This is a genomic window from Companilactobacillus sp. FL22-3 (assembly GCF_054881455.1).
In genome coordinates this window covers 99,282-112,237 of sequence record NZ_JBTYYZ010000003.1, presented here as the reverse complement: position 1 = coordinate 112,237, position 12,956 = coordinate 99,282, and the positions used below count along the sequence as shown (strand labels likewise).

Below are 12,956 nucleotides of genomic sequence, written 5' to 3'. Positions count from 1 at the left end.
CTAATGTGGTAGGTTATATGTAGATACGAAACTTAGGAGGAGATATTATGGCTATTCGTGCATCAGATAAGATGGTTGATGTTTTATCAAAATGGGGTGTAGACAATATCTATGGTTTACCCGGTGACTCGGTCGATACCACAGTTGATGCTTTATATCGAGCTCAAGACAAGATCAAGTTCACTCACGTATTACATGAAGAAGTGGCGGCTTTAGCAGCTAGTGCCCACGCTAAATTGACTGGTAAATTAGGAGTTTGCCTGTCGATCGGTGGACCAGGAGCAATTCATTTGTTGAACGGACTTTACGACGCCAAGATGGATCATGTCCCAGTGCTTGCAATTTTAGGACAGGTTCAATCTAAGCTGCTCAATACCGATTTCTTCCAAGAAGTCGATACACATGTCTTGTTCGATGATGTTGCCGTCTACAATAAAATCATCATGGACCCTCAGTCTTTGCCTCGAGTAGTTGATGAAGCGATCCGGACGGCCATTTCTAAAAAAGGTGTCGCAGTTTTGACGATCCCTGACGATATACCAGCTCACATGATCAAAAATGATTTCACGCCTAACGTTGATAACTTTCAACCAGAAAACTACCACATCGATGATGATCAAATAAAAAAAGTTATGGAACTTTTGCAGATTCATGCCAACCCAATTGTTTTAGCTGGAGTTGGAATCAAGCATGCCAAAAAAGAAATGAAAGAATTCATTGAAAAGTATAAGCTGCCGATTATTTTAACCATGCCTGCTAAAGGCCTAGTTGATGACGACCATCCTTATAATTTAGGCCAGTTGGGTAAATTAGGGACTAAGCCAGCCTTTGAAATGATGCAAAAAGCCGATCTCGTCATCATGGTCGGAACTGACTACCCTTATACCGATTATTTGAATAAGAAAGTCGATGCTGTTCAAATTGACCTCAAGGCCGAACGTTTGGGCAAGCGCCGTCATGTCAATGTCGCCATTCAAGGGGATGCCAAAGAAGTTCTGGCTAAACTGAATGCAAGTGGTGAACCAGTCGCTCAACGTCCTTATTTAGACGAAGCCGTTTCAAAGATTGGACAATGGCATAGTTGGATGCATGATGTCTATTCAAAGAAACACACCGGTGTTTTACCTTCGCTGATGTTTCATAATATCTCAAAAAGTGCGCCTAGTGATACTATTTGGTCGATTGATGTCGGGACTTCCACTGCTTTTGGAGCCCGCTTCTTGAACGCTAAATCAAGTCAGGATTATACCATCTCTGCTTGGTTAGGTACGATGGGCTGTGCATTGCCAGGAGCGATTGCTGCTAAAGACGATTTCCCACAACGTCCTGTTTATGCAATCGCAGGGGATGGAGCAACTGCTATGGTCATGCAAGATTTTGCTACGGCAGTTCGGTATGACTTACCAATGCTGTATATCGTCTTAAACAATAAATTGCTGGCCTTTATTGAATACGAGCAACAATCAGCTGGTCAACAAAATTATGGAATCAGTTTACCAGAGATCGATTTCGCTAAAGTAGCCCAGGCTTGTGGTGGTATCGGTGAAAGAATTACTACTGATGAAGAATTCAAAGCTGCAATCGAGAAATACCGTAACCCAACTAAACCAGTACTGTTGGATGTTGCAGTGACCGATGAGGCACCCCTACCTGGTAAAATCATGCGAGACGAAGCAGAAGGCTACACTAAATTTGGACTGGGCTATGTGGCCGATAAGAAAGCTTTGCCAGAGTTACCACCAGTCAAAGAAATCTTACGTTCATTCTTATAGAAAAACAAAGAAGCTGTCGCAATTGCGATAGCTTCTTTATTTTGGAACTATTATTTTAACGATTGAACATTTTAGTAAACTGTTACATCGTCAGCTTTGATGAATTCATCAGTAGCGATGCGATAGTACAAAGTACCATTGATATTGACTAGTTGGTCAGTATACCAAGTGCTTTGAGCAATGACTTTCCGATTAGTTACAGCGTTACCTTGAGTATCGTAAAGTTGTGTGGAACCAGTGCTGCCATTAACTCTTACATAAGAGTGGATAGCTTGATAAGGGTTAACGTCACTAGCTTTAACAAACTCATTCGAGGCAACACGGTAATACTTTTCACCATTGATAGTGATCGTACGGTCAGTGAACCAATCGCTGATAGCACTGAGAGAACGGTTTATGACCACATTACCTTCAGCACTATAAAGAGTCTTGCTTGTACGGTCGCGAGTTTCAATCGTCAAGTTAGCATCCTCATAAGGATAAACGTCACTAGCTTTGACATATTCGTTTGTAGCAACACGATAGTAGAGAATTCCGTCAATTGAAACTTTTTGATCAACGTACCAGGCAGTATCTTTACCAGGCTTACGTGAGTATTCAGAAGCTTTATTGCCACTACTGAATGTGTAAACTTGAACTTCTGGTTGATCTTTATAAGTTGCCACATCCATTTGGATTGCAACCGCACTGCCATTGGCTTTGTCAGGATTTGAACCAGCAACATTAGGATCTGTTGTAGTTCCAGAACCAGTTCCACTAGGAATTCTAGTTAAGACAATCTTGTCAGTTGTACTGATTGAGTGATCAGAGTTAATTACAGCTTGAATGGTCTTCTTATTTGAAGTGTAACCTGGGACATTTGGAACATCAATGGTAATAGTTTGACCAACTGTACCATTGATTCCAGTGACAGGTAAAGTTGAGGCTTGACCATCTTTAGTTACTGGGATTGTAGCAGTTTCGTTTTTAACAGTATTACCAGTACAAGTAGCATCCTTAGGATCAACAGTAACTTTACCATCAGGACCGATAACACCAGGAGCAGTAGTAGGGTGATTATAGCCATCTACATCAGGAAGTGTGACGTTAACAGTGTCGCCGACATTACCTTTGATGCCATCAACAGTTTTGTCACCAACAGGAGTTTTGATAGTGGCAGTACCATTATCACCCGGATTACCAACATAGTTAGTATTTTGATTAGGATCAAGTTTTACAGAACCATCAGTCTGAACAGTACCAGTGAAAGAAGGTGTTTTATAACCATTGACTGCTGGAGCAGTGATGGTAACTTTGTCACCGACTTTAGAAGGAGTACCTTCGTTGTTAGTCGTACCAGTAACTTTTTGAGTAGTTCCATCAGGTAGAGTAATAGGGTAATTCCAATCTTGCTTGATCCCTGTGTAAGTAATGGTGTCAGTAGTTGTAGCAGTTCCGTCAGGAGTGATAGTGAAAGTGATCTGCTTCTTATCAGGTGTGTAACCATCAACGGTTGGTGTATCAACTGTTATTTTGTCGCCAACTTTACCAGAGATATTATTTACGGTTTGGTCACCTAAGTTAGATGAAACTTTTGATGAAAGATTATCAACAGGATTACCAACATAGTTAAGACTTTGACCAGAATCAAGTTTTACAGAACCATCAGATTGAACAGTACCAGAAGCAGAAGGAGTGTCGTAGCCTTTAACTGCTGGAGCAGTGACGGTAACTTTGTCACCAACTTTAGAAGGAGTACCTTCTGAGTTATTTGAACCAGTAACCTTTTGAGTAGTTCCATCATTTAGAGTAACAGTGTAATTCCAAGACATGTTGTTTAAAGTGTAAGTAATGGTGTCAGTAGTCATTCCTGTTGGAGCAATAACTACGCTAACAAAAGACTGTGAAGCCGTATATCCGTCAACTGTAGGAACGTTTACAGTTTGTGTACTACCTACTTTACCTGTTACGGAAGCGGTCAAATCTTTACCCAAATTATTAGGAATTGTTATTGTAACAGTAATTTCTTTATCTGAAATAGGATCGCTAGCAGTATTCGGTGTGTAGGTCATAGCAGGTGCACCGCTACCAGGGTTTGAACTTGAGTTAGTAGAACTATATGTTGTTCCTAAACCAGGTGCATTAGCAGCAAACTTAGTCGAACCTGAGATCCAAGAATTGGCTGTGCTGGATGGTAAATAAGTGTAGGCACTGAATCCGGTAGAATGGCTAAGCCTAATAGATGATAAGTTGGTACCATCAAACATACCATCGCCTTTAGTTGAGTCACCAGTGTCGACTTTTGCTGTATCGGCACCATATGGAATCAACCATGAGCCAAGATCCAATGACTGAAGAGCAATACAGTTTTTAAACATTCGTGCAAAGTGATATGAACTACTCATTTGCCAGCCGGTGGTATTAACAGTTGAAAGCTTCATATCGCCGTTGAACATATCCTCATAGTTATCAACCTTTGTCATTTCCTTGTGAGAGTTAAAGTCAGCACTTGTTAATGAAGTATCACCTTGAAAGACACTCTTCATTGAGGTAACTGATGAAGTTATTAGTTGTGAAAAATCGATGGAGGTTAAACTAGTATCATTTTTGAACATATCCTGCATAGTTGTGACATTTGAAGTGTTTTTCAAGGTTGAAAGATCGATTGACTTCAAACTTGGATCATTTTCAAATAGTCCCGACATGTCAGTGGTACTTTTGAAATCAATATTATCTAAACCTGAAACATCTTGTAAGTTAGGTAAATTTGAGAAGTAGTGACTCATATTCCCAGCAGCAACAACAGTTAAGTTGATACTAATATGTTTGATATCGTTAGAATTTTGTGACCACGGTGCTGAAGATGTTGTAGAGTCAGCGCTATCTTTACTTTCATCAAAGACACCTTGGCCAATATTTAAAGTGCCATCCTTGGTTGCGTCAGTCGACTTAGAAATATTCCAAACTAAACCAGCATCGGTTTGTCCAGAAGCATATTGAGTGTCGGTAGCAGTAGAAGCTTCAGCAACAGGTTGAATAGCTGATTTAGCTGCTAAAGGTGTTATTGTTTTAGCGGCTGGGTCAGGACTAGTTGTTTTAGGAGCCTGAGTACTTGTTGAATCTGAAGTGGAGGCTGTGGCAGTATCTTGCTTTGTCGAATCAGGAGTTACTGATTCAGTGGCTGGATCAGCTGTAACTGTTTGACTATTAGTTGTATCGGTCTTATTAGAAACAGTTGCTGTCTGACTAGTAGTTGTATCAGTTTTATTAGAAACAGTTGTTGTTTGTTTAGTAGTTTCTGAAGAAGCTTTAATACCCTCAGAACTACTGGAGGCCTGGTCTTTATTATCTGTGGCTGTTTGGACGGTTGCTACATCAGTAGTAGTAGCGGCCTTAGCTACATAACTTGGTCCTCCAAGTAAGAATATCCCTCCAGCGAAAGCTAAACTGCTAACGACAATCCAATTCTTTTTAGATTTGACTAATTTCTTTCTCATGATACTATTTGGATTACTTTTAAGCTGTTGAAAACGCATAAAAAATCCCCCTTTAATAATTATTATTAACATTTCTTATATAAAGCAACGGTTTATATTATAGAATTTTATTTATAAGAGGAATCTCAATGCTTGTAAAGAAAAATTAATTAATATGCAAAAAGCTTATGGATAAAGTAGTTCTAAGTATATTTTTATATTAAAAAAATGTCATAAAAAGTCACAAATCACCGAATAAAATAAAAAAAGGAATTTTTATAGCGAATATCGATTGTCACAAATAGTATTAATACGAATTCTAAATGACTTTTTTAGGTTAAAAATTCATCAAAAAAGGTAGTTGGGGAATTTTAATATATAATTTTTGCCATTTATTTTTTTCAATAACTATTAAAGTTTGATACAAAAGCGATAATTAAAATCAATCTAATAATTGATTAAGGACTTGATAATTAAATATTTAGTGAATTCCAATTATAATAGTGATATTAGGAATTATTAAAATAATTAGATCCTTGCAATTAAATTAAAAAAATATTAGAATGACACTACTTTAACGATAAAAAATTAGGAGGTGTCATTATGACGATGCAAAAGGTAGATCATGATCACGAGGTGGATCGGCGTTTGATTCAAAACGAAAATAAGTATTACGCCAAAGCAGCTCGAATCAATTATTACGATTTAGTTATCGACTCAGCACATGATGCGACTTTAATCGATGCTGACGGAAACGAGTATATTGACTTGTTGGCTAGTGCTTCTGCCATTAACGTCGGTCATACGAATGAAAAAGTGGTCAAAGCAATCCAAGATCAGACTGAAAAATTGATTCACTATACACCGGCCTATTTTCATCACCGTACTGAACAGCAATTGGCTCAAAGATTAGTAGAGTCCGTTTCAGGAGCAGAAAAGCAAGTAGCTTTCTCCAATTCAGGGTCAGAAGCTAATGACGCAATTATTAAGTTTGCTAGGGCATACACGGGACGACAATATATTGTTTCGTATATGGATTCTTATCATGGTTCAACCTATGGCTCAATGAGTTTGTCTGGTGTCAGCTTGAATATGACTCGCAAGATGGGTCCACTTCTACCAGGAGTCGTTCATGTACCGTATCCAGATATGTATCGACGATCTCCTGATGAAACAGAACATGATGTGGCAGTTCGTTATTTTAAAGAGTTTATGGAACCGTTCGAAAGTTTTTTACCTGCTGATGAAGTTGCTTGTGTGCTGATTGAACCAATTCAAGGCGATGGTGGTATTCGAAAAGCTCCTCAAGAATACATGCAGATGGTCTATGACTTCTGTCATCAAAACGGGATTGTCTTTGCAGTCGATGAGATCAATCAGGGAATGGGACGTACCGGCAAGATGTGGAGCTACCAACAATTTCCTGGAATCGAACCAGACTTAATGTCGGTTGGTAAGTCATTAGCTTCAGGTATGCCGCTTTCAGCTACGATCGGGAAAAAAGAAATCATGGAGAGCCTGGCCTCCCCAGCTCATACTTTTACCACTGCGGGCAATCCCGTATGTTGTGCCGCTTCACTAGCAACTTTAGATGTCTTGGAAGAAGAAGACCTCTTAGCTAAATCAAAGATCGATGGCGCTTATGTTGAAAAAAGATTTCAAGAAATGCAAAAACATTATCCAGAGATTGGTGATGTCCGGATGTACGGTCTTGATGGCGGAATCGAGTTAGTAAAGGATCGTTTGTCAAAAGAACCCGATTCCGACTTTGCTAATAAAGTGATCTACTATGCCTTTTTACACGGAGTAGTTATGATTACCTTGAAGGGGAATATTCTCCGCTTTCAACCGCCGTTAGTCATTACGCGTGAAGAACTCGATACAGCATTAGATGTCTTAGATGATGCCTTCGCTGCAGTCGAAAATAATCAAGTTGTCATGCCAAATAACGCCCAGATAGGCTGGTAAAAGGGAGAGTTTCTTATGAGCAAATTTTTTAAACGGTTAACCTTAAAGGAAGATCCGAGTATATATGAAGATAAAGATTCACATTTAGTACGAGTTTTGACGGTTAAAGATTTCCTAGCCTTAGGAGTGGGGACGATTGTTTCAACTTCGATTTTTACACTGCCAGGAGTGGTAGCGGCTCAACATACTGGACCGTCGGTCATCTTTTCGTTCATCGCCGCAGCGATCGTGGCCGGATTGGTGGCTTTTGCTTATGCTGAAATGGCGGCTGCAATGCCGTTTGCTGGTTCAGCGTATTCTTGGATCAACGTAATGTTTGGAGAATTTTTTGGCTGGATCGCAGGTTGGGCGCTGTTAGCGGAATACTTTATCGCTTTGGCCTTCGTCGGTTCAGGGTTATCGGCTAATTTCAGAGGATTATTAGCACCACTCGGAGTTAAATTCCCGAATGCAATCGCTAATACCTTTGGCAATAATGGTGGGATCGTCGATTTAGTGGCGGTAGTCGTGATTGCCGCAGTCGCTTGGCTGATTTCTAATGGTGCAAGCGGGGCTGCTAAAGTCGAAAACCTTTTGGTAATTTTAAAAGTTTTAGCTATTTTGACATTTATCGTGGTTGGCTTGACTGCAATCCACGCAGAAAACTATGTCCCTTTCATTCCTAAATATCGTCTCAATAGTGACGGAACGGCTTTTGGTGGCTGGCAAGGAATTTATGCTGGGGTCTCAATGATCTTCCTATCATATATTGGATTTGATTCGATCGCTGCTAATTCAGCTGAAGCTAAAAATCCCGGTAAGACTATGCCTCGAGGTATTTTAGGATCACTTTTGATTGCAGCAGCTTTGTTTATTGCGGTGGCCTTAGTTTTGGTTGGAATGTTCAAATATTCTGATTATGCTAACAACGCTGAACCCGTTGGTTGGGCTTTGCGTCAAGCAGGACATCCAATCGTTGCCAGTGTGATTCAAGCGATTGCGGTAGTGGGAATGTTTACCGCTCTAATTGGGATGATGCTAGCAGGTTCCAGATTAGTTTATTCATTTGGACGAGATGGCATGTTGCCAAGTTGGCTTGGAAAATTGAACCAGAAGAATTTGCCTAATTATGCTTTATTAGTACTTTCAGTCGTCGGTATCCTCATCGGTGCCTTTTGCCCATTCGCCTTTTTGGCCCAATTGATTTCAGCAGGGACTTTGATTGCCTTTATGTTTGTTTCCCTAGGAATCTATCCTTTGAGAAAGCGTGAAGGTAAAGATATCGCCATGCCTGATTTCAAAGTGCCGTTTTATCCCGTTTTACCAGCTCTAGGTTTTATTGGTTCACTAGTAATTTTCTGGGGCCTAGATATTCAAGCCAAAATTTATGCAGGAGTTTGGTTTGCCATTGGCTTAGTAATTTACTTCACTTATGGCATGCATCATTCAACCTTAGGTAAGAGAAATAAGCAGCAATAAAAAAGAGATCACCACAAATATGTGATGAGCTCTTATGCTTTTCTTCTATTGTCCTGTTAGCCAACTGTAAGGAGAAAACTAACCGAAAGGAAAACGAGAAAAACAGTTTTGAAACAAGTCGATCTCTCGACGTCTGCTAACCTAATTTTAAATATGCACCATCCTTGATGCAGGATAATTATAACATGAATTGAAAATCAATAAAACTCAAAATATAATTAAATTCATTGTACAATTTGTATAAAAGGTATAATTTATTTTAAAATATCAGTGATACCAACTATCAAGAGTGAAAATAGAATGCCAAGCAAAAAAATTGTAAAAAATTATAGACTTTTATTGTGCCACTTTTTCAGATTAGAACTATAATGGAACCTGTAACAAAGGAGGTTGTTGAATTATGGCAGAAGTAGATCCATCAAAGATGGCTGATGCAGCCATTGCAAAAGAACCAGAAGTATTGAACCTAAAGATGAGCGAGGCTTTCGACTGGAGCGATGATAAGACAGTTGTCCGTGACGCAATCTGGGATTATTTCATGGAGAACAACAATCACGACACAGTTAAAACAGAAGAAGCAGAAAAGCCATTCCTTGATATGAAAGATGACGAAGTACGTGATTTTGTTGAAAAAAACCTTAAAAAATAAATCTTTAATTTTCCTTTAGACTTCGAGATGCGATGTCTAAGGGGTTTTTTTATGCGCTTTTTTATTAAAAAATGGAATAATTTTTGATTTTAAATGGTTTGGGGGATGGTTCACTGCCGGCTTCCGTTAGGCTCTGAGGGGTCTGGAACGCCATGGACATCGCTTTGAACAAATTGAAGTTCGCAATTGTTTCAAAGTCGAGCCTTGTTCTAAGTGTGCTTCGCCCACTAAGAACAATTTCATGGCTGAGACCCCTCAGAGCTCTCACTACAGCCTAGAATGTTAAAACATTTTTGGATATTCCTCAAGTGAACAAGTTCAAGAGCTAAAGAAAGTTCAAAGGCAAAATATAAAGGTCAAGAACTTAAATGCTTAAGGTCTTAAAGATTTAAAGGCTTAAAAACAAGTAGAACTGATACTTTTAATAGAAATTAAAAAAATGTATTGAATTGATATGAATATGTCAGTTCAATACATTTTTTGTCTTGTCCTTTATCTTTTGCCTTTAAGCACTAAGGTTTTCCAGCTTCCACTCCAACCAAGCATAATCAAGAATGTAGGATTCCTATAAATATCACAAACAAATAAAATATGCATTAGCCCTAGTCAGGAGCGGAAGTTCTGGGGGATATCAGTGATGAAATTTTACTTAATTGGCGATCTTTGCCAATTTAGTAAAAGGTCGAGCTTGAAGACCGTCAGCTTGCTGAGGGGCTCCAAGTCGGCCCACCACGTTCCATATCCCCTAGAACTGGAGCGGATGACGGCAGTGAACCCACACCACAACAGCACAAAAAAAACCTCCTAAAGAACAGGAGGCCTACTATATCAGGGAGGAAGATCAAATTAGTTTGTTTATTATGTATATTCTTCATACATTTAGTAAATATAACAACTTCATTTACCATTATCTATAATAGAAGCAATATATGAAGAAAGTGTGAAGCTTGCTCTTCCAACCTAATTATTGTGTAACTGATGTAGCAAATTCTGGCTCGCTTGTAGCATTCGTTTGTTTATTAGATTGATTCAATTGCATGTTTGAGCTTGGTGCCCACTCATTCGTAGAAACTTGATAAAAAGTATAACCGTATTTGTTCTGAGCCACTTGGTTAACTTTCCATTGAGACCCTTCTTGCAATTGACGTCCGGAAAATGAATCCATTGAAGTATCATACACGTCAGCTGGTCCATTCACGACTGTTCCTACGACTGGTTGAGTTTGTTCAGCTTGGGTTTGTGTTTGCTGGGTTGAAGCTTGAGTTTGAGTATTTTCGATACTTAAATTGCTTGCAGCCACGTACTCATCAGTCGCAATTTGAACATAACTTAATCCATTGATCGTAACAGTTGAACCTAAGTTCCAAGTTGAACCGGCGGGCAAAATGATTCCGCTGATTGCTTGGCCTTGACTGTTGACGACGGCTGTTGACCATTTGATAACTCCACTTTGACTCGAATTAGTAACTGGAGTGGTTGCTTGATTGGTTTGCGTTTGTGTTGTTGATGCTTGATTACTAATATTTAAATTATTAGCAGCAATCCATTCGTTTGTGGCAACTTGGTAATAAGTTATACCGTTAAGCTGTTTGGTACTTCCAAGTTTCCAAGAACTATTTGCTGGAAGCGTAAAGCTGGTGATCGTTTGACCTTGATCATCTACCAAAACACCATTGCCAGTCACAGTACCGACTAAACCGATTCCTGTTGTATCTGCCGCACTTACGGTTTGAGGTGACAAATTAGACAGTACGGTTGGAGCAATTAATAATGCTAAAGCCGAGCCGATTAATGCTTTATTCTTTTTCATCAATATACCTCCTCGTCTTATTTTGCGGTTCATAGTAAACCTATAATGCAATGAGCAATTCCGCAATGGGTTTAAGGAACAGTTAAAGGAAAAATTATCATTTCTTTAAAAATACCTTTTACCTATTTAAGCTTAATTGGAGAAATATGAAAAAAGAATGTCTTTTAGGCGATTTTTCTGTTAATTGAGAAAGTTGGAGAAGTCTGACGAATAGCTTTTGATCGAGAATTTTTTATAACTTTTTAAATTTCGATTGGACAATTTGACGATAATTGAATTAGTGATCGTGTGCTGTTTGGAACGAATCGTCGGTTTGACTTTGTAGATCAGGCCGTATTCAGAACGTTGCTTCACTTTATAGACTTTTAAAGAGACAGTCTGATAATTTTGCCAATCAAAAGGACCATCTTTTTGGTCGATAGCGGTCTTTGCCAACTTGATGAATTGAGCTTTTTGATAGGAATTCAACTTGTGCGTCTGTGAGTCTTCAAGCGTGATTTGACTGCCAGAGTTGTTGCAATATGGTGCTGAATGATAATTGCGATATATTTGAGGAACAGCAAAGATTCCTAATACGATTGCGATACAGATGATCCAAATGATGCGGTTCGTATGTTTTTTGATATTTTCTTGAGACATTATTAACTCCTATTAAAAAATAAATCAACTTAAATATTATAACTTGATGAGGGGTGATTAGAATAAAAATATTCTAAATAGGAACAAGCACCAGTACAATGCGGTTGGCGTAGCAATGTGAGAGATACATTGGCTGATATTAAAGTAGGGGCTTGATAGTTATGAAGAATCAAGAGGTTATCAATTAAAAAGCAAATAAGGAGAAACTCTGTCAGCTTGACTGATAGAATTTCTCCTTATTTTGTTAGAAAGTTAACTATTGATTACTATCACGGATCTGAGCGTCTGAAGGTTTAATCGTGTCACGACCATCAGCACGGGCATTCTTGATTGCACGGATGATATCATTGTCACTCCAAGCACCAACAGTCTTAACACCTTGGTCAGTCAATTGTTGACGTGCCTTAGCAATATCAGCATCAGTGATTTCTTTACCTTGACCAGTACGTGATTCGACATCGAAGTCACCTTTGGCAGCTGGATTGTTGCTTTGATCATCGCTAGAAGAACTTGAACTACTTGAATTGTTATCATTATTACTATTTGAAGTAGTGTCATTTGAAGCATTGATCGATTTAGCAGGCAAAGTCTTCAAGAGATCATTAGCTTGCTTGTATAAGTCAGCATAGTACTTGCCTTTGATACCTTGGAAGTTAGTAACTTGTTCTAGTAGCGAACGAGCTTGGTCATTAGAATTTGACTTGATCATTGCCTTAGCATTCTTGATATCCAATTTGAAGTTATTACGATTCTTTTGGATCTTTTCAAATTGCGTCAACATTGATTTGGCTTTTGCAGTCATCTTCTTATTGCCGTTGGCTTGGTTCTTAGCTGATTTCAAAGATTTCATAGCAGCGGAGAACTTTAATTTGTTCATCGATTTCTTGGCTGAAACGAGATTGTTAGCTTGTTTTTCATAAGCCGAAGCTTTGTCAGTCTTTTTAGCTTTTACAGCGGATTCGAAATGATCGGCTGCTGTCGCATATTTTTCTTTATTGACAGCGTCAGTACCCTTTGTCATTTCCGTCTTATAAGTATCGCTATTGTTGGAACTGCTACTTTGACTAGCTGTTGAATTATTGCCACAACCGGCTAAAATCAGTGCTAATCCTGTTGTTACAACTAATAGTGCTTTTTTCATCAGATAATTCCCTCCATTAAGTACTGCCCAGATTATAACATGTTCTCAGAAATTGAAAAATCTA

Annotated in this window: 8 protein-coding genes; 4 read left to right on the top strand and 4 right to left on the bottom strand. The window is 38.8% G+C overall.

All coding sequences use genetic code 11. The features are described 5' to 3' along the window. Window positions 1-47 precede the first annotated feature (47 nt). Window positions 48-1,772, top strand: coding sequence for a pyruvate oxidase (locus ACYT32_RS03875; protein WP_395264621.1), 1,725 nt, complete (start codon window positions 48-50; stop codon window positions 1,770-1,772). Window positions 1,773-1,843: 71 nt separating this feature from the next. On the opposite strand, the gene ACYT32_RS03870 is transcribed toward ACYT32_RS03875, so the two are convergent. Continuing rightward, entirely contained in the window at window positions 1,844-5,287 is a 3,444-nt protein-coding gene (locus ACYT32_RS03870) for a BspA family leucine-rich repeat surface protein (protein WP_395264622.1), read from the bottom strand. Window positions 5,288-5,830: 543 nt separating this feature from the next. On the opposite strand from ACYT32_RS03870, the gene ACYT32_RS03865 reads away from it, so the two are divergent. The 3 genes from ACYT32_RS03865 (at window position 5,831) to ACYT32_RS03855 (ending at window position 9,302) form a co-directional block, all read left to right on the top strand. Next, window positions 5,831-7,195: an aspartate aminotransferase family protein gene (locus ACYT32_RS03865; protein WP_395264624.1), complete on the top strand. Its 1,365-nt coding sequence runs from the start codon at window positions 5,831-5,833 to the stop codon at window positions 7,193-7,195. A gap of 15 nt (window positions 7,196-7,210) precedes the next feature. Next, window positions 7,211-8,653: an APC family permease gene (locus ACYT32_RS03860; protein WP_395264625.1), complete on the top strand. Its 1,443-nt coding sequence runs from the start codon at window positions 7,211-7,213 to the stop codon at window positions 8,651-8,653. A gap of 400 nt (window positions 8,654-9,053) precedes the next feature. Next, on the top strand, window positions 9,054-9,302 hold the full coding sequence (locus tag ACYT32_RS03855; RefSeq protein ID WP_395264626.1) for a P8 family protein: 249 nt from the start codon (window positions 9,054-9,056) through the stop codon (window positions 9,300-9,302). 964 nt (window positions 9,303-10,266) lie between these two features. Here ACYT32_RS03855 and ACYT32_RS03850 read toward each other — a convergent pair. The 3 genes from ACYT32_RS03850 to ACYT32_RS03840 all read right to left on the bottom strand — a co-directional run bounded on the left by ACYT32_RS03850 (window position 10,267) and on the right by ACYT32_RS03840 (window position 12,892). After that, on the bottom strand, window positions 10,267-11,112 hold the full coding sequence (locus ACYT32_RS03850; RefSeq protein ID WP_395264627.1) for an SLAP domain-containing protein: 846 nt from the start codon (window positions 11,110-11,112) through the stop codon (window positions 10,267-10,269). Window positions 11,113-11,292: 180 nt separating this feature from the next. Further along, window positions 11,293-11,751 (bottom strand): hypothetical protein, encoded by a 459-nt coding sequence (locus tag ACYT32_RS03845; RefSeq protein WP_395264629.1) that lies wholly within the window; start codon window positions 11,749-11,751, stop codon window positions 11,293-11,295. A gap of 256 nt (window positions 11,752-12,007) precedes the next feature. Further along, window positions 12,008-12,892, bottom strand: a complete 885-nt coding sequence (locus ACYT32_RS03840) for a hypothetical protein (protein WP_395264630.1) — start codon at window positions 12,890-12,892, stop codon at window positions 12,008-12,010. Window positions 12,893-12,956: the final 64 nt, after the last annotated feature.